The organism is Hymenobacter glacieicola, from assembly GCF_014640315.1.
Lineage (GTDB): Bacteria > Bacteroidota > Bacteroidia > Cytophagales > Hymenobacteraceae > Hymenobacter > Hymenobacter glacieicola.
On the sequence record NZ_BMGS01000008.1, the window covers coordinates 219,774 to 238,865 of the forward strand.

General features: G+C 61.9%; 10 protein-coding genes and 1 pseudogene. 5 read left to right on the plus strand and 6 right to left on the minus strand.

Features of this window, described 5'->3' with window-relative positions:
- Positions 1-264: 264 nt before the first annotated feature.
- The 5 genes from IEW18_RS15835 to IEW18_RS15855 all read right to left on the minus strand — a co-directional run bounded on the left by IEW18_RS15835 (position 265) and on the right by IEW18_RS15855 (position 11,598).
- Complete coding sequence (locus IEW18_RS15835) at positions 265-3,837, minus strand: reprolysin-like metallopeptidase (RefSeq protein ID WP_188558839.1); 3,573 nt, start codon at positions 3,835-3,837, stop codon at positions 265-267.
- A gap of 252 nt (positions 3,838-4,089) precedes the next feature.
- The gene (locus tag IEW18_RS15840; protein WP_188558840.1) at positions 4,090-6,051 is read right to left on the minus strand and encodes a DUF3857 domain-containing protein; all 1,962 of its coding nucleotides are present in this window, start codon (positions 6,049-6,051) and stop codon (positions 4,090-4,092) included.
- Positions 6,051-8,099: a DUF3858 domain-containing protein gene (locus tag IEW18_RS15845; RefSeq protein WP_188558841.1), complete on the minus strand. Its 2,049-nt coding sequence runs from the start codon at positions 8,097-8,099 to the stop codon at positions 6,051-6,053. Before IEW18_RS15845 ends, IEW18_RS15840 begins: the two co-directional genes overlap by 1 nt.
- A gap of 167 nt (positions 8,100-8,266) precedes the next feature.
- Positions 8,267-10,303: a DUF3858 domain-containing protein gene (locus tag IEW18_RS15850; protein ID WP_188558842.1), complete on the minus strand. Its 2,037-nt coding sequence runs from the start codon at positions 10,301-10,303 to the stop codon at positions 8,267-8,269.
- Between the two features lie 92 nt (positions 10,304-10,395).
- Positions 10,396-11,598 carry an MFS transporter gene (locus tag IEW18_RS15855; RefSeq protein ID WP_188558843.1) on the minus strand — a complete coding sequence of 401 codons (1,203 nt, stop codon included), beginning with the start codon at positions 11,596-11,598 and terminating at the stop codon, positions 10,396-10,398.
- A 207-nt stretch (positions 11,599-11,805) separates the two neighbouring features.
- On the opposite strand from IEW18_RS15855, the gene IEW18_RS15860 reads away from it, so the two are divergent.
- Entirely contained in the window at positions 11,806-13,479 is a 1,674-nt protein-coding gene (locus IEW18_RS15860) for a catalase (protein ID WP_188558844.1), read from the plus strand.
- A gap of 100 nt (positions 13,480-13,579) precedes the next feature.
- On the opposite strand, the gene IEW18_RS15865 is transcribed toward IEW18_RS15860, so the two are convergent.
- The gene (locus IEW18_RS15865) at positions 13,580-15,142 is read right to left on the minus strand and encodes a hypothetical protein (protein ID WP_188558845.1); all 1,563 of its coding nucleotides are present in this window, start codon (positions 15,140-15,142) and stop codon (positions 13,580-13,582) included.
- A 197-nt stretch (positions 15,143-15,339) separates the two neighbouring features.
- Here IEW18_RS15865 and IEW18_RS15870 point away from each other — a divergent pair, with 197 nt between their 5' ends.
- The 4 genes and pseudogenes from IEW18_RS15870 to IEW18_RS15885 all read left to right on the plus strand — a co-directional run bounded on the left by IEW18_RS15870 (position 15,340) and on the right by IEW18_RS15885 (position 19,060).
- Positions 15,340-15,600, plus strand: a complete 261-nt coding sequence (locus IEW18_RS15870) for a hypothetical protein (protein ID WP_188558846.1) — start codon at positions 15,340-15,342, stop codon at positions 15,598-15,600.
- 212 nt (positions 15,601-15,812) lie between these two features.
- Positions 15,813-17,690, plus strand: a pseudogene (locus tag IEW18_RS15875) (ABC transporter ATP-binding protein).
- Positions 17,691-17,864: 174 nt separating this feature from the next.
- Positions 17,865-18,257: a putative quinol monooxygenase gene (locus IEW18_RS15880; protein ID WP_229728780.1), complete on the plus strand. Its 393-nt coding sequence runs from the start codon at positions 17,865-17,867 to the stop codon at positions 18,255-18,257.
- Between the two features lie 326 nt (positions 18,258-18,583).
- A complete protein-coding gene (locus tag IEW18_RS15885; RefSeq protein ID WP_188558847.1) occupies positions 18,584-19,060 on the plus strand; it encodes a GNAT family N-acetyltransferase in 477 nt (158 codons plus the stop codon).
- Positions 19,061-19,092 lie beyond the last annotated feature (32 nt).

Here is a 19,092-nt window from a genome sequence, read left to right on the forward strand (position 1 = left end):
CGTCATGCGGAGGCGCAGCCGAAGCATCTCGCGGGCTGATGTTGTAATCAATCATAACCCAACGATTCGAGCGAGATGCTTCGGCTGCGCCTCTGCATGACAAGACCACTATGACGCACGCGAGATACTTCGGCTGTGCCTCTGTATGACGGGATTTTGGTTTACTGTTCATACAACCTGGCTGACAAAGGCCAGGCCCAAAAACCACAAGGCGGCTCTCAGTTCTGAGAGCCGCCTTGTGGCACTACCGTTTTTAGGCATGATTTACTGTTTCAGCAAGCGAACTACGGCCGAGCCGTCGGGCATATCCAGGTGCAAATTGTACACTCCGGGGGCCAGCGGGGTTAAGTCGAGCGGGCACTGCAGCACGGCGGCAGACTTCTTGAAGGTTTGGGTGGAGAGGCTGCGGCCGAGCCCATCCGCCACCCGCAGCGTGATGGGGCCGCGGTGGGCATTGTCGATTTTCACTTGAAACAGCCCGGCGCTGGGGTTCGGGGAAACTTCCACGCCCTGCAGCAGGGCCGCGCTAGCAATACCCGTAACGGTGGAAACCGTCTGGCACGCCTCGTTGGAGTAGCCGGAGGCCCCAAAGGCATTGATGGCGCGCACCCGGTAGCAGAACGTGCCGTTGGTCCGGACCTGGTCCGTGTAGGTCGTGACGTTGGTGCCTACCGTGGCAATGCGGGTAAAGGCCCCGCCAAACTGGGCGCGCTCAATTTCGAAGCCGGTTTCAGTACCCGAATCGTCTAGCCACACCAAATCCAGGCTGGCCATATTGTTGGCGACTACCGGGGCCAGTACGCTCAGGCCCGAGGGCGCTGCCGGAGGCTCGTTCAGGGTGTAAAGCTCCAGCTTCCAGCCCGTGAGGGTGCCCCCGTTGCCCGCCCTCGTGTCGCGGATGCTCAGCGTCCAGCTGCCAAAAGCCGGGTCGTTCAGCACGTCGCCCAGGTACCCGGTCGGTCGCACCGTGGCACCCGCCGCGGGAGGGCAGGTAAGGGCCGTGCCATCGTCGGCCAGGCTCAGGTTCAGGTTACTGGTGCCGGGGCAGACCTGGGCCAGCAGCACCGTTTGGCGGCGGGCGGGGTTGGTCAGCGTGATTTCCAGCTCACTTAGGTCCGGATGCGTGAGGGTCAGGTCCCGAATCCGAAGGTCCGACACCCGCTCCGTGTTGCCGATAACGATGGTGGAGGTGGTAGTAGCGCCGGCCGTACTGCCAATGGTGCGGGGCACCTGGGTAGCCGTTGCCGTGCGCAACGTGTGGGTGCCCGTCAGCAGCTGCCGGGTAGCCGAATAAGGCGCCGTTGCGCAGGCACTAACCCCGCGCACGCGCACATAGTAAGTAGTAGTGGGCTGCAGCAGCAGGGTTGTGAAAGTGGTGCCGGTAATGCCCGTCTGGTTAACTACCAGGCTGGTAAAGGCCGCATCGGTGGCTACCTGCACCTCGTAGGAAATGGCATTCGGCACGGCAGTCCAGGTAATGCGGGGCCGTAGCGTGGATAGCCCGCCCGCGGCGGGGGTAGTAATCGTGGGGGCCTGGGTGGCGGAGGGCCGGATGGTCAGCAATACATCCAGTACCCGCGTCACGCCCCCGCTGGTGCCCGTGAGCTGCAGCGTGTAGGTGCCGGCCGCCGTGCTGGCGTCAGCCGTGATGGTGGCCGTGGTGGCGCTGCCCACCGCTACGGGGTTGGCCGCGTACGTGACCGTAACGCCGGCCGGCAAGTTGGTGGCAGAAAGCGTTACGTTGCCGCTGAACCCCTGTAGCTGGCCCATGCTGAGCGGAATCGTAGCCGAGTTGCCCGGGCAAAAAGCCAGCGTAGCCGCGTCAGCCGTTTGCAGGAAGAAGGTCGGACCGGTGGGCGCAGTCAGCGTCAGGTTTTGGTTGGAAATATCGAAAAAGATGCCGGCGCTGGCCTGTACGCGCACCCGGGCCGTGGAAGTAGCTGCCACACCGGCGGGCACCGTTACGGCCTCAAACCCATCGTTGGGGGTGTTGGCCGCCAGCACCGTAGGGTAGGTCAGGCCCCCATCGGTAGAGAGCAGAATGTTGACCGTTGCCGCGTTAATGGGGGCTTGGTTGGTATTGGCCACGTCCCAGATAACCTGCTGCGGGGCGCCTATCAGCCAGGACGTAGCACTGTTGGGACTGCGCACCACAAAGGGCCCGGCCGTGGGCACCACCACCACCTGCAGCGAGTCATAATCGACGCCGCCGCCCCCGGCGCGGTTGTCGCGGGCAACCAGCCGGAAAATCAGGCGCCGCCCGTAGGTGGGCAGCAGTTCGCCGGGCGTTTGGGTATTGTTGAGCAGGTCGGTAAGCCGCGGAAACGTGCGGGTTGGGCTGGAGGTAGGCGTGAACGACCGGAAGATGGGGGCGTCGCCGGTTGGCGCGTTCAGGGCCCCGTTGGGCCCCAGGTTCAGCTCCTCCCACACGTAGGTAAGCGCGTCGGCGTTGGCGTCGGTGGCGGAGCCGCTCAGCACGAAAGGCGTGCGCACGGGAATGGCGTAGCTGGCCCCGGCATTTACCACCGGCGGCGTGTTGCCGGTAGCGGTGTTCACGGAGCAGTTGCCCGGGCCCGTAATGTGGGCCACAATCTGGTCGAAGCTGTGGGAGTGGAAGTAGGGGTCGGAGTTCGGCTGCAGGTTGTCGGCCCCGCAGATGCCCGCGTAAGCCATAATGGTTGAGCCCGAACCCGGCTCGTAGGCCGAGGAAGCCTCCCGGTTGCCGCTGCAGAAATCCGCCGTGCTATTGAAGGTATGGTCAGCCCCAAACTGATGCCCCATTTCGTGGGCCACGTAATCCACATCAAAGGCATCGTTAATCGGGGACGGGGAGCCGGTAACGCCGCGCGCTTTGCCATCGATACACACGGAGGGCCGCTGAGCAATGCCCCCGCCGCCCGTGCTGAACACGTGCCCGATGTCGTAGTTGCTGGGCCCGATCAGAGAGTCAGCTACCGTCTGGTTTTCTTCGAGCATGGCCTCCCCGTCCGTGTTGGAGTACGGGTCGGTGGTAGGGTTCAGAAAAATCAGCCGGTCGTTGTTGGGCACCAGTATCAGCCGCACGGCCAGCTCCCGCTCATAAATGGCATTCACCCGGTTAACCGACGCCACCATGCCAGCCAGCGCGCCCGCCCTGGTTCCGCCGTGGAACGCCGCGTACTCGCCGGTGCAGGCCAGGGCCAGCCGGTAGGTGCGCAGGGTAGTGCCGTTGGCCACTGCCGCCCGGCCCGCGGCCCGGCTCACTGAACTCAAGGCAGTTACTTCCGCCGCCGAGGGGGTAGTGCACACGAAGGGAAACGCCGCGCGGTTTATGGCCCGGCGCTCAAATACCAAGTGCGCCGCCGTCCCGCGCACGGCCGGGTCAATGTACACCGTCTTGTCGGCGGCCAGAATCAGGGCGTGAAAGCCGTCGGGGCTGATGTCCAGGCGAGCCGTGGCCGTGGGGTCGTCGATGCCCTGGGCGGCGTACGTCTGGATGGCCGGGTAGTTGGCGGCCAGCTCCGGGGCCATTACGGGCGCCTGCACTACCCGAAACCGTTGGGAGCTACCATCGGGCAGGGGCAAGGATATAACCGTAGCCGAGGTGGCTGCTACCACGCCGCGCCCAGCCGGCGCGCTCTGCAACACGCTTCGCAACGTAGTCAACTGAAAGCTCACCGACCGGAAGTGGGCCAGGGGCTGCGCCGCGGGCCGGGCCGCCGCGGACAGCGTAGGAGAATCGGACCACAGTACCCGCTGTGCCAGCGCCGTGGGAATGGTGGCGCCCAGGGCCGCCACCAGGGCGCCCCCCGTCAGGAAGGCATACCAGGGCCGGCGCGAAGTAGAGGTGTCAGGCATAGCAGACAGACGAAGGGAAGTCGAGGGAAAACGTAAACGGGAAGCTCTAAGGTAGGCAGTTTTACTGCCGAAGTCCTCCGGCGGAAAGCATATAATTCTGGGGTCGGGTTGCCCATAGAATCAACTGGAAACGCCGCTTCAGGGGCTGCAGTTTAGCAGCTGCAACCTGCGCCGGGCTGCGGCCCCTGGCACAACAAAGCGCGCCTACCCGGACGGGGGTAGGCGCGCTTTGTTGCGTTGAGTTAGAAGTCGTTACGCGTCCGTTTTCAGCAATACCAACTGGGCTTTGTCCGCCGCACTGATCTTGCGCCGAAACTCCAGGTAGGCAGGGTAGTCGGTGCGGGCAAAGCGGGTGCGCGGCAGCTGCAGCCGGCGGATGTACTGAATGGTGCCATCGGGCAGGGTTTGCAGCTGGCTGGAGTAGGTGCCGAACTGGGTGCTGAGCTGTACGGGCGCGGGCAGCTGCTCGGGACGCAGGCTGGCGGGCACGTGCAGGCGCACCGTGTCGGTTTGGGTGAGGGCGTGGTCGAGCCAGAGGTCGGTTTGCCGCTCGCCCACGCTGGCGGCCGGGGCGGAAAGCCGGCTGAGCAGGTTGGGCGTCAGGAACACGCGCTTGCCGCTGGGCGGGGCCAGAGCCGGCAGCGTAAGGGACAGACTTTCCGTCAGGCCGGGCACGGCCGCGCCGGGAGGCGTGGGCCGTAGGGCTACCTTGGTCAGGGTAAAGTTGGGCAGGGGCAGCCGGCTGCTGATGTGCTTTTTCTGCTCGGGCAGGTCCAGGCTCGGCAAGGTAGCCACGGCGTCGTATTCCAGGCCGGTGCGCAGGGTGCGCAGGGTAGCTGTGGCATTGCCCTGGGCGTCCAGGTACACGTCGGCCAGTCGCTCGCGCCGGTTTTCAGTGGCGCCGTAGCGGGGGGTAGCAATCAGGCGCCCGCCCTGGGGTAGCAGCAGCAGGGCGTGGCGGTTGCCCGTGAAGCCGCCCATGTACCCAAACGGATTGCTTTGGCTGGTGCACTCCAGCCACACGGTATCGGGCCGGGCACTCTTGACCAGGGGCACGCACAGCACCACGTGGTTGAACTGGGAACTGGGGAAGTCCGTGCGAATGTCCTGCTCATCGGAGCCGGCGCGCACCAGTGCGGCGTGGGCCGTAATGCCGGCCGCCCCCAGCAGGGCCTTGCAGTAGTTGGTCAGGGCTTTGCAGTCCCCGTAGCCATTGGCCGCCACGGAGGCCGCGGGAAACGTCTGCCAGCCGCCCAGGCCCAGTTGAATGGAGACGTAGCGGGTAGTGGTCTGCAGAAACTCGTACACCTTCCGGATGCGGGCCCGCTCATCGGTTTCGCCTTGTACCAGGGCGGCCATGCGCGCCTGCAGGGCCGGCGGCAGGGCGTCGCGGCCGGCGTTCAGCTCGTAGGTCCAGCGGCTCAGGTCGGCCCAGGAGGAAAGCTGGCCGGCGTGGCCTTCTACCTCAAACTGGGTGGGCGCCGTCAGCACGGCTGGCGTAACATCGGCTACGGAGGGCCCGTCAGGTTCTTCCTCGCGGGCGGCCAAATCGTGCACCTGCCATTCGTATACTTCCTGGCTGCCCTGGGTGTGGCGAGCCTGGGCGGCCCCGGCCGGCAGGTGCAGTTCCTGGTAGCGCAGGGCCAGGCCCGTGGGCATCAATACCCGAAACGAGGCCTGCTCTACGCTTAGCTGCTCCACGGGCTGGGGCCGCCAGGTCGAGTAAAACAAGGGGTTATCCGACACTACCTCGTACTCGAACTCCACCGTGTAGGGGTAAGAGGGTTGGCTTAAATCGGCTACCCGGCCGCGGGCGTCGGAAGCCAGGCTGAAGCCGTCGGAAAGGCTAATGTCGTGGATGTCAGCCGGGCGGAGCTGGCGCAGCAGCCGGCCCTCGGCGTCGTACACGCTACCCCGGAAGTAGCTGATGCTGTTGAGCTGGCTGTAGTACACCAGTTCCGTCGCCCAGCGCGCTCCGGCCTCATCGAGCACCGTAACGGCGCGGCGCACCGTTTCCACCGTGCGGCTCACCGACTTTACCAGCAGAGTTTCCTCGTGGCGGCGAACCACGGCGTGGGCGTTTTCGCGCAGGGCACCGGGTAGGGCAGCCACCGCATACTTTGGCGCCGGCCCGTAGGCGGCCCGCGCCGGGCCCGCTGCCACGCTCAGCCAAGCCGCGCAGCCGGCTACAAAGGGAAAAAGGTAGGTACGCATCAGACTTTCTTCTTAAGCACCAGCTTTTCGCCCTGCTTGGTCATCACGTGGGTGAAAAACTCCCGCAGGTAGGCGTATTCCTCGGCTGAGTAAACCGGCCGGGTCAGGCTCATGCGGCTCATAATCTGAATGGTGCCTTCGCCGGGCTGCACGTTGTAGAGGAAGCGGCCGCCGCCTTCGGGCAGCTGCACGGACATGCCTTTGGGGGTTTCCTCCAGCAGGTAGCCCGCCGGCAGGGTAATAGTCAGCACGATGGTTTCATCCAGGGAGGCCCCGAAATCCACGGGGAAGCGCCGACCCTCGTGCAGGAAGGGGTTTTTGTCGGTGCCGAAGTAGCGCATGGGGTTCAGGTAAATGGTGCCTGCCGGCGTTTCTCCGCCCGCGGCGGCAAACTCGTAGTCCAGCATCAGGGGCTTGTGCAGATTGTCGCGCTCCTGGAAGGTGTACTTCGGAATGCTCCAGCCCTCATGGTCGGTAATGATTTCCTCCACGTACTTTTTCTCGCCCAGCTTCCGCAGCTTTTCGCGCTGGTTCAGGGCCAAGTAGCCGCCGTGTTCCTGGTGTACCTTGCCGCTGAGGCTGCCTTTTTCATCTACCGCCAGGTTGATCTGGCGGTAGGTTACCAGCCGGTCGGCGGGCTTGAGCTCCACCCACCGCGACTCGCTGGCCTTGGGTAGCACCAGGCGGCCCACGCCGTTGAGGCAGCGGTACGGGAGCATGCCGCAGGGAGCCAGCTCCTCGGTGGCGTCCACCAGCAGCTCCTTGCCTTCGGGCAGCGCTACGTGGGCTACCACGTAGTTGAAGCGGCTCATCAGGGGTACGTTGGTTTCCATGCGGCCGTGGCTGCGGGTGCTCAGCACGACGGGGTTGGCCTGGAGGCCCGCTTCGCGCAGGGCGGCAATCAGCAGCAGGTTCACGTCGGCGGCTGAGCCCGATTTCTGCTCGTACACCCGCCGGATGTTACCCGAGGAGAAAACGCCGTTGTTGCCGTTGTGCTTTACGGCGCGACGAATCAAATCATGCACGGCCGCGGTGCGGGCGGCGGGGTCGGTGTGCTGGGCTACCAGGGGCGCGAGCTGCTGCTTCAGGAAGCTGCCGCGGCTGAGCTGGGCCCCGAAGCTGTCTTCGTTGAGCAGCTCGTAGTCAATCTTCTCCCAGGAGTTGGCCACCGACTTATAGGCTTCGTTGGGCCATTTGGTGCCGGCCAGCTCGAAGTCAATCTTGGCAATGTAGTCGTTGGTGGTAGTCATGTAGGGCTCCTCGCGCATGGCGGGCAGGTTCTTCATGGCCCAGCGGAAGTTGGTTACGCGGGGCGTAACCGTTTCCGAGCCGCCCGACTGCCGGCCGCCCTGCATGCCCGGCTCAATGGACGAGGACCAGCGGATGACGTACTGGGTGGTGCCTTCCGTGCGCTCCTGCACTTCCAGGGGCTCGTAGCCCTGCATCAGCATCTTGTAGTCGAAGTACTCCGGAATGGCGGCGCGGTACTCACTCCAGCGCACCGGAATATCCGACTGGAAGGTCCAGTCCTGAAAATTGAAGGTAAACTCCGAGGCTACCGTGTACGCAAACTCCACAATGGGGCCTTCCCGCACGTTAGGCATCGTGAATTTGCGGATAGTGATGTTGGGCGTGCTTTCTTCCCGGAACATCGACTCAGAATTGAGCTTTTCCTTGACGACCTGCCCGTTCACCAGGTTGTAGGTGAAGCCGCGCAGGGCCGTGAGCTTTTCCTCGTTGGTGCCCCGGTGGTAGAGCGGCACTTTTACCGTGGCGTAGTCGTAGCCGGCTTTTTTCAGAATTTTGATGCGGGCTACTCGCTCAAAAATCACGCGGAACCCACCCTCGCTGTAATCAAAGCGGGAGCGGCCAAAGTCGCAGAGCACCACGGCCGGAGCGGCGCTATCGGCCACGAAGTTCTGGCCGGTCAGGTCCCGTTCGTCAATTTTGCCAAACTTAATAGGGTCAGCCTGGGCGTAGGCTATGGATACGGACGCACCGGAGCAAATACCAGCCAGAAACAGCCGGCGGAGTAAAGGTTGAATCATACCAACACGGGTAGGTTAATGTGACGATTGAAGGATAGCTATTCCCAGGCCTTGGACTGCTTGTCCGGAGCTAGCACTGCGGGAGATATACTACAGTTGCAACAGGGTAGAGAAGCGGAATCGAAATATCACTATTCAGCGCTACCCAAGCAAATAGGCCGGGTAGTTTATTGGCGCTGCACCACAATCGGCTCGGCCATTTTGGCCAGCGCCCGGGCGTACAGCTCCCGCAGGGCCTGGTACTCTTCGGCCGAATAATGGGTTTTCGCCAGATGCAGGCGGCTGGTAATGGCCAGAGTCTGGGCCGTGGGCTGGCTTACGCTAAACACGAAGCGGCCCCCCTCGTTGGGTAGGGCTAGGGTAGCGGCGGCGGGTAGCTCCGTGGCGGCGTAGCCCTCGGGCAGGGTAAGCTCCACCATGTACTCCAGCCGCTGGGGGCTGGCCATATCCACCGGGTAGAGGCGGTCGGGGTGGCGGAAGGGGTTGGCGGGCAGTCCCAGTTGGGCCGTCGGGCGCACGTAGAGTGTAGCGGCCGTGGCTTCAGCCCCGGGCAGGCGGGCCGCCAGCGTAAGAGCTACGGGGCGGGTCAGGTCAGTGGCCACCACTTCCGCTTTTTCAATCTGCCAATCGGGGTGGGCCTGCTGCCACTGCTGGCGCAGGGCCGCCACAGGCTGGCGGTGCTCCGAAGCGGCGTAGCCCGCGTACTCCTGGCGCACGGTTCCCTGCAAAGTGCCCGTCGCCTCGAGCGTGAGGCGGGCGTGGGTGTAGCGCAGGTTGGGGGCCGACGGCGCCAGGGCAACCCAGCGCCCCGCCGAACCCAGCAGCCGGCCCTGGTCGTTGAGGCAGTTCTCCGGCAGCAGCTCCGGGGGTAGGGTAGGGTCAGTGGCGTCCAGTACCAGCTCCTGGTTGCCGGGCAAACGCACGTGAGCCGCTACGTAGTTAAACTGGCTTAGCACGGGCAGCTCCGTTTGAATGCGGCCGTGGTTGCGGGTGCTCAGCAGCAGGGGCTGGGCCTCCAGGCCGGCTTCGCGCAGCAGGCGCACCAGCAGCAGATTGATTTCAGCCGCGTTGCCCTGACGGGTTTCCAGCACTCGTTTGGGGGTAGCCCGCGCATAAAGTGAGGCCGAGCCGCTGTACCCCACGGCTTGCAGCACCAGTTGCCGGGCCGCGGCTGCGCGGGCCGCCGGGTCCGGGATGGAGCGCAAGGCTGCGGCAGCGGAAGCCAGCGGGGAGTTTTGCTGCAGGTACTGCCCGAACTCTTCTTTCTCCAACAGCTCCTTTTCAATCTGGGCCCAGGAGCTGACTACAAACTGCGGGTCCCGGTTGGGGTCAAACTGAATGCGTTCCAGCTCGAAGTCAACGCGGCTCAGATAATCGTGTTCGGTGGTCAGAAAGGGTTCGGGCCGGAACGCCGGAATGTCTTGCTGAACCCAGCGCCGGGTAAGGGCCTGGGTGCTGATCTGGTAGGCCTTGTCGGTGCTGCTGGCATTGGTGGCACCGTAGGAGTCCTGGGTTTTCTCGCGGTAAGTGGTGGTATACTGTGCCGCCCCGCTGGTATTTACGGCAAAAGGCCAGTAAGAGCGGGTCATTTCCTTGTAGCGGTAAAAGCTCGGAATCTGAACCCGGTATTCGCTCCAGCGCACCGGAATTGCCTGCTGAAACTGCCAGTCCTGCAAATTGAACAGAAACGGGGAGCGGATGGCGTAGGTGAATTCCAGAATAGAGCCCTCCCGCACGTTAGGCAGGGTAAAGGCATACTCATCGAGGCGGTCGTTGAGCTTGCGGCTGAACACGGCCTCCGTGCGCAGCAGGTCTTTGCTTAGCTCCTTGCCCGTGAGGTTGTAGGTGATGCCTTTTAGCTGCTGAATCTGCTCGCGGCTGCCGTTTTTAGGGTCGTGGTAGAGCACTACGCGCACGGTAGCATGCTCGTAGCCAGGCCGCCGCCGGATCAGTAGCCGGGCGGTGCGCTCAAAGCGCAATTCAAACCCATCTTGCCCGCCTTTGATGGTCGATTGCCCAAAGTCGCAGATAACTTCAGCCGCGGCCGAATCTGGGGCCGGGCGGGCCAGGAGCTGGGCCGCTTCCTGCGCATCCAGCTTACCAAAACGAACGGGAACCTCCTGGGCCCAGGCCAGGACCGGAAAACAAAGCACCAGGCCGGCCAACGCACCCCGCCAGCTGGCAGGAGCAACACGAGTAATCATGTAACTTTCGATAACTACTAAGGTGATAGAATAGCCGGGCAACCCGGTAGCGTAGTAAAACTATCGAAAAGCCGCCGAGCTGCCAACTCCGGCTATGCCTCCGTCGGAGCAGCAGTGCGGGGCTGCACCAGCAGGTAGAGCAGCGCGGCCGTTACGGTCAGGGCGCTCAGGCCGTGCACAAAGGGCAGGTGGGCGGGCTCGTTGGCGTACAGCCAGCCGGCCAGCAAGGCCCCCAGGCCAATACCGGCTTCCAGGGCAATGTACATGGTAGCCACGGCCCGGCCCCGGCGCTCCGGGTGGCTCAAGTCTACAGTCCAGGCGTAGAGGGTAGGCGAATTCAGGCCCGTGGCTAGTCCGAACAAGATGGCCGCGCCCAGAAACAGCGGCGTGGAGGTAGCCAGCGCCATCAGGGCCAAGGCCAGGGCCATCAGGGCGGAGGAGCCGATAAGCACCGGCACGCGGCCGTAGCGGTCAGAGGCCCGGCCCGCCAGCAAGCGCACTACCAGGGAGGCGCCGGTGTAGCAGGTATAGAACAGCCCTTTGCTGCCGTGCGTGAGGCCCAGCAGGCGGCTTTGGTCGGGAATGACAGTAAGCACGGCCCCGAACGGAAACAGGCACAGCAGCGTCACCAGGGCCGGTTTCAGCACCCGCGGCTCCAGCACCTCGCTCCAGTCGAGGCGCAGCAAGCCCCAGCGGAAGGGTTGGCGCTGTTCCCGGGGTAGGGTTTCCGTCATGGTGCCCTGCACCACCAGGCTTAGCAACGCCAGGCCCGAGGAGCAGTAGAACATGGTGTTCAGGGAAAACTGCTCGGCCAGGAAGGAGCCCAGCATGGGCCCGGCGGCCATGCCCAGGGAACCAGCTACCCCCAGCAACCCCATGGCCTCGCCGCGCCGGGCGTAGGGAATAATGTCGGCTATAAAGGCCGCGGTGCCGGTGGGCTTGAAGCCGGTGCTGAAGCCATGCAGCAGCCGCAGCCCCAGAAACGCCGCCACCGTAGCGGTAAAGGGGTAAAAAAAGCCGCACACAAAGCACACCAACGAGCCAAACACCATCACCGGAATGCGGCCCACGGTGTCGGCCAGCTTGCCGCTGAAGGGGCGCGAAAGACCCGCCGTGAGCGTGAATAAGGCAATGATGAAGCCCTTGTACTCGGCCCCGCCCAGGCGCGTGAGGTAGTCGGGCAGCTCGGGCAGCAGCATGTTGAAGCTCATGAAAAAGAGCAGCGACGAGAGGCACATCAGCCAGAAGCCGGGCGTGTACACGCGGGTGGGGGCGGTAGCAGAAGATACAGGCATTGGGCGGCAAAGGTAGTCCCGGGAGTTTGGCCGGGCTCTACCAACTGGGTAAATATGCTGGTAGTGGCCGAGTTGCGGGCTTTTACGGCGGGGCTAGACGAGGGGAAAGAGAGAAAGCCAAAATTCTTTCGGAGAAAAATTCTCCACTAGCACCAACCAACCATGTACCTTCGCGGTAGTACACCCATCACTTACACGTTACTAGGTATGGCACAAGAACAGCAGAATCAAGCCCAGAACGGCCTCTCCGGCGATGGTACCGGAACGGCCGTTACCGGCGCCGGCACCTCCCACGACCAGCGTACGGCCGCGGGTGAGAATGCCCAAACCCTTACCACCCGCCAGGGCCACCCGCTCACCAACAACCAAAACCTGCGCACCGTAGGCAACCGCGGGCCGGCTACGCTGGAGAACTACCAGTTCCTGGAGAAAATCAGCCACTTCGACCGGGAGCGGGTTCCCGAGCGGGTGGTACACGCCCGGGGCGCTGGAGCCCACGGCGTATTTGAAGCCTACGGCAAAGTAGGCGACGAGCCTATTGAGAAGTACACCCGCGCCAAGCTGTTTAACACGCCCGGCAAGCAAACGCCGGTGTTCGTACGCTTTAGCACGGTAGGCCACGGCGGCCACTCGCCAGAAACCCTGCGCGACCCCCGCGGCTTCGCGGTGAAATTCTACACCGAAGACGGCAACTGGGACCTGGTAGGCAACAACCTGAAGGTGTTCTTTATTCGGGACGCCATGAAGTTCCCGGACCTGATTCACTCCCAGAAGCCTGACCCGGTGCATAACCGCCAAACCGGTGAGCGTATCTTCGACTTCATCTCGAACACGCCGGAGGCCATGCACATGGTAGCCTTCCTGTTCTCGCCCTGGGGCATTCCGGCCAACTACCGCCAGATGCAAGGCTCGGGCGTAAACACCTATAAGTGGATTAATGCCCAAGGTGAGGCCGTGCTGGTAAAATACCACTGGGAGCCGCTGCAGGGCATCAAGAACCTGACAGCTCAGGAAGCCGAAGCCATTCAGGCCAAAAACTTCAACCACGCTACCCAGGATCTGTTCGACAACATCAAGGCCGGCAACTTCCCTGAGTGGGAGCTGTGCGTGCAGATTATGTCGGATGATGAGCACCCCGAGCTGGACTTCGACCCGCTGGATGACACCAAGATCTGGCCCCAGGATCAGTTCCCCTTCCTGCCCGTGGGCAAGATGACCCTGAACAAGAACCCCGAAAACTACTTCGCCGAGGTAGAACAGTCGGCGTTTGGCACCGGGGTGCTGGTCGACGGCCTGGACTTCTCCGACGACAAAATGCTGCAGGGCCGTACGTTCTCGTACTCGGATACCCAGCGCTACCGCGTGGGCACCAACTACTTGCAGCTGCCCATCAACGCGCCCAAAAAGCACGTGGCCACCAACCAGCGCGACGGTCAGATGACCTACCACGTCGATTCGGCTCCCGGCCAGAACGTGCACGTAAACTACGAGCCCAGCAGCCTGAACGGCCTGAAGGAAGCGCCGCGCACCGCTCCTGAGCATACGCCCCTGTACACGGGCCGTCTGGTGCGCCAGACCCTGGACCGCACCAACAACTTCAAGCAGGCCGGCGAGCGGTACCGTCTGCACGAAGATTGGGAACGTGACGACCTGATCAGCAACATGGTGGGTGCCCTGGCCGACGCTGACCGCAAGGTGAGCGACAAAATGGTGGAGCTGTGCACCAACTGCGACCCGGATTGGGGCCAGCGTCTGGCCGATGGCCTGCAGAAAGCCCGGAGCGGCAAAACGGCCGAAGGCGGCAACCAGTACAACGAAAGCAAAGCAGCCGACGCCGTGGCGCAAGCCGAAGCAGTAGGCCACGAAGCTAAACCGTACTAGGTAAGGCCCGTATTAAGTAGCATAAAAAAGGCTCCAACCACGGTGGTTGGAGCCTTTTTTATGGGTTTGCTACGTGCTTCAGGGATAGTAAAAGGTACGGTTACGGTAGGTCCGCGTCTGTGGAGTCAGGTACAGCAGGAACAGACGCGTCTACTGAGTCAGTTACATCTGTGTCCTCTTCAGGGGGCGTGGTGGCCACTCGGTCTAAAGAGTCAGCCATGCGTTGGGTTTCTTGGTCTTCTGTGTCCTCGTTCACCACTACCATATCGGGTTGAATGTCGGTAAGGGTAGGGGCCTGAACTTCGGAGGCTTGCTCATCGGCAGCTGAACGATCCGTGGTAGTTTGGGCAGTGCGCTCGGGCTCTGCGCGCCGGCTGGCTACGTGAACCAGGCCCCACACTCCGAGTCCACCACCCAAGACAACGGCTGCAACTATAGCCACGCGAGGCCACTGTACCCGCCAGGAAGGTCGGTCCAGCAAATTACGCCCCGTAGGCTGGGGCGCAGGCTTCGCGGGCGTAACGGAGGTAGGGGCCGGGCGAGAGGCGGCGCGAACTGCCGCAACGGGTGCCGTGGAGGCCGCAGGAGTGCTGGCCGCTACCGGAGCTGGTGGGGCAGGTTGGGTTTGCAGTTGCTGAATCAGGTGGCCCAACTGTTGGATCCGGGCGTCCATTTCCTGGTTGCGCGCCGCCGACTCCAGCTGCGCCGCCCGGATGGCTTCTTCCAGCAGGTTTTTCTCCCGGGTTTCGGTGGCTAAGCGTGCTTGCAAGGCGGCTACCTCGGCCGCCGCGTTGGGAGTCTGTGTTAGCTGGGCCCGGAGCTGCTCAATGCGCTGTTCCCGCTCGGCTTCGCGGGCTTCCATTTCCTGGCGCTGCTGGGTTAGCTCGGTGCGCACTTGCTGGCTGAGGTGCTCCAGGCGCCGCATTTCCTGCTGGCTGGCCGCCACGGCCTCGGCCGCCGAGCCATACGGCGCATCGTGCGGAATGTCCTCGGCCCCGAGCCAGCGCCACAGCTGCCGGGCCTTTTGCTCCCAGTAGTTGCCTTCGCCCGCGGGTAGCTCATTTTCCGAAGCTTCCGCCGAACCCGGAGAGATAGTCAGGGTCTGAACCCAGGTCAGCAGGTCGTCGGGCGCCAGGCTGATTTCCGGGTTGTGCAGCTGGCGCAACCGCCGCGGAAGTTGGGCCAGAGTGCTGAGCAACTGAAAGTTTTCGGCCCCGGGCTGGCGGCGCAGGTAGGTTTCGACGCCCGGCCCAAACTGCACGGAACCGGCAAACAGTACCAGCCCGGTAATTAGCTCCGGCAGCACGGCGGGCCTGGGAAGCTGCCCGTTCAGCCAAGTTGCTACGGCTTCCTGCTGACGCAAAAACTGCTCAAAGGGGTTGGCCGCGTGTTCGTCGCCCTGCAGCAGGTAGGGCCCCAGCTGCCAGGCGCTTTCCTGCGAATTGGCAATGTCCAGCAAACCGCCCTGGGGCACAAACAGCAGCACCGTCACGCTGTGCGGGCGCACCACCAGCGCATCCACTACCTCACCCTCCACCTCAAAGTTGCCGAGCAGAACGGTGGGAAAGGTGGTGGGCTCTGCTTCCAGGGCGGCCTGCACGGCCTCGTATTGCGCCTGGCGCGCCGCATCATCGAAAGAAGTAAACAGGAGGCTATGCAGCATGGCAGGTGCAACTAGGCCGCTGATAACGCAAGCCCGACCACTAAATACGCAAAGCAGGTGATTTGTGCCGTAAAGTAATGCTCCGTTGCTTCTGACGGCAACTTTGCGCTTGTCTAGTTCAGCCCGTCGGCTACCTCAACACTATACCGCTACCCAAAATTACCCGTACACTTTCCCGAAACCACCCACGCACTACCATGCCCCTCCACGAGCAACTCGACAAGAAACTAAGCAAGATCTACGAGCCCTCCGCCACCATAAATGACGTGTTCAAGGGCTATGACATCACCTTCCGGACCAACGAGAACGGTGAGCCGGTGGTGCTGTTCTTCGGCAAGCGCCGCCCCGACGGCAAAATTGTGGGCGAGCGGTTTACGCGCACCATCAAGCGGGAACCGGGCAGCATGGCCGTAAAACATAGCCACTGGGACAACCAAGGCAAAATTATGAATGCCTGAAGTCCGAGCCTGTTGAAGAAAGGCAGTTTACAGCCGCTGAGCCAGACCAGTCCCTGCGTCTACTATTCTTCATATCGACTGTCATTTTGAGCCTACCGCAGGGTAACGACCCTATTTCCGGGTTCTGATTCGCTTGCAGCAACTAAACCAAGTTGCCCTGCCAAAACGGCGGCTCTGGCACTTCGGCCCGGAGTGTGCCGTATAGCCCGCATATGGCTCGTTCTGATTCGTTTCTCTCCACTATATCGGCCAAAAAACCGCGCCCCGATGGCAAGCCCAGCCTGACGGTGAAAGAGCGGTTTTCGGCCCTCAAAAACCTGCCGGAGTTTCTGCGCCTGATTTGGCAGACCAGTCCGGCGCTTACCTTAGGCAATGTGGGGCTGCGCCTGCTGCGGGCAGCCCTGCCGGTGGCCATGCTTTACATCGGCCAGCTTATCCTCGATACGGTGGTGCAGCTGAGCCGCCAGCCGGCTACCGAGCGGGCCCTCACGCCCGTGCTGACGCTGGTGGCCCTGGAGTTTGGCCTGGCCATTCTGTCGGATGCGCTGGGGCGGGGCGTGGCCCTGCTGGATTCCTTGCTGGGCGACTTGTTTGCTAACCAAACCTCGGTGCGCCTTATGCAGCACGCCGCCGAGCTGGACCTGGACCAGTTTGAGGACAGCGCCTTTTACGACAAGCTGGAACGGGCCCGCCGCTAGACTCTGTCGCGCACGGTGCTCATGGCTCAGGTGCTCAGCCAGGCCCAGGACTTTATTACCATGGTGTTTCTGGCCGTGGGCCTCACGGCCTTCAACCCCTGGCTGCTGCTGCTGTTGCTGGTAGCGGTGGTGCCGGCCTTTCTGGGCGAGTCGCACTTTAATGAGCGCAGCTATTCCCTGGTGCACGGCTGGACGCCCGAGCGCCGCGAGCTGGACTACCTGCGCCAAACTGGCGCTTCCGATGAAACGGCCAAAGAGGTCAAGATTTTCGGCCTCTCAGGCTTTCTGATTGAGCGGTTCCGGACGTTGTCGGACCAGTTTTATCAGCAGAACAAGTCCCTGGTGATGCGGCGGGCGGGCTGGGGCGCCTTTTTTGCGGCGGTGGGCGCGGGCGGTTACTACGCCGCCTACGTCTACATCATCAGCCAAGCCGTGCGCGGGCAGATTTCCATTGGACAGCTCACGTTTCTGGCCGGCTCTTTCGGGCGGATGCGGGGGCTGCTGGAAGGCATTCTGAGCCGGTTCAGCTCGGTAGCCGAAGGGGCGCTCTACCTCCAGGACTTCTTCGACTTCTTCCACCTGCAGCCCCGCATCCGCCGCGACAAAACCCAGCCGGTGCGGCCGTTTCCGCATCCTATCCGGGAGGGATTCCGGTTTGAAAACATGGGCTTTAAGTACCGCAACGCCGAAAAATGGGCGTTACGTAACCTCAACTTCACCCTGCAAGCCGGCGAAAAGCTGGCCCTGGTAGGCGAAAACGGAGCCGGCAAAACCACCCTCGTTAAGCTGCTGTCCCGGCTCTACGACCCCACCGAAGGCCGCATCCTGCTCGATGGCTACGACCTACGCGAGTACGACCCGGCTGAGTTGCGCCAGGAAATCGGGGTGATATTTCAGGACTTTGTGCGCTTCCAGCTGCCGGCGGGCCAGAACCTGGCCGTGGGCCGCATCGAGCAGAAAGACAATCAGCCGCGCATTGAGCAAGCAGCCGCCCAGAGCCTGGCCGATTCCGTTATTGCCAAGCTACCCCAGGGCTACGACCAGATGATTGGCCGCCGCTTCAACGGCGGCGTGGACCTGAGCGGGGGCGAGTGGCAGAAAATTGCCCTGGGCCGCGCCTACATGCGCGACGCCCAACTGCTCATCCTCGACGAGCCCACCGCCGCCCTCGATGCCCGCGCCGAGTACGAGGTGTTCCAGCGCTTTAAGGACCTGACCCAGGGCAAAACGGCCGTGCTCATCAGTCACCGCTTCAGCACCGTGCGCATGGCCGACCGGATTCTGGTCATCGAGAACGGGCAATTCGTGGAAATTGGGAGCCACCAGGAACTGCTGGAGCGCGGCGGCCGCTACGCCGAGCTGTTCCAGCTGCAAGCTGCCGGATATCAATAAAAGCGGCTGCCGGAAACTGACGCAAGAAAACTAACTCCCGAGAGCATATCAGTATGCTCTCGGCCATGTTGATAGGCTCGTTTCCGACTATTTGGTTGATACCGTTTCTACTTTAAATAGCTGCTTTATTTTAGAATAGCAGGAGTTTTTAACTAAACCATAAAGCCCCATCACATGAAGAGTTGCCTAGTTACCCTAGTCGCCTTGCTGTCATGCGGCAGCGCGTTGGCCCAGAAAAGCAGCATGATAGTTCGTCTATCTGAAATAGAAATTCATCCAAATTATCTCCAGGAATATAAAGCCATTCTCAAGGATGAATCACGGGCATCGGTAAAGTTGGAGCCAGGTGTAATTTCAATTTATCCGATGTATCAGAAAAGTAATTCTACGCAGATAAGAATATTGGAAATATACGCTAATCAGGAGGCCTACCAGGCTCACTTAAAAACGCCGCATTTCCAGAAATACAAAACGACTACGCTCAAAATGGTCAAATCATTAAAGCTCGTCGATATGGAAGCGCTGGATTCAGAAACTATGGCTAACATATTTCGGAAGGTGAAATAGGTAAAGTGAATCAATTTCATTTCAACTGCATCTTAAACTATCCACATTAACCAATAAGTCCGTCATGCAGAGCGCAGCATCTTATAAGCTGATGCCTGCATAGCGTTGCAACCTCAGCACGCAAGACGTTTCGCTGCGCTTTGCCTGACAATATTTACTATATATCAATTGCTGCTGACCGTAAAGTCTATTTGTGTCCGGATAAATATGTGCGGGCTGTATTTAATGGTACTGCGAAAAAGAAAAATAGGTAGCAATAGTATTTGAATAGTAAGTAGCAACTTTTGTACGTAGCATATGAAGGTTACTGCCCTACCTTGCTGCGCATGAACCATACCTTTCGCCTGCTAGCCGATTTAGTTGCCGAATCAGACCGAGATGCGCTGGCGGAGCTACTGCACCAGATATTTCCGGATACGCTCGTTTCTGACTGGGCTGCCGAGCTGTGGTACCAGCAGCAGCGGCAACCCGTGCAGGCCTGGCTGGCCTGGGCCGATGCACAGCTGGTAGCGTGCAAGCTGGGTTACGAGCGAAAACCCGGGCACTACTATAGCTGGCTGGGCGGCGTGCATCCGGACTTCCGGCGGCGGGGGCTGGCCCAGGAACTCATGCGCCAGCAGCATGCCTGGGGCCAGCAGCAGGGCTACCGCTCAATTAGGACCCAGACGCTAAACCGCTGGCGGTCCATGCTGGTGCTCAACCTGCGGATGGGCTTCGATATTGTGGGGACGGTGCAGGGCGAGCGGGGCCTGACCCTCGTGTTGGAGAAAAGTATTCTGCCGGCTGAAAGTGCCGGATTATAACGGCTGCGGGGTTTCGAAGCCCGACCCGTAAT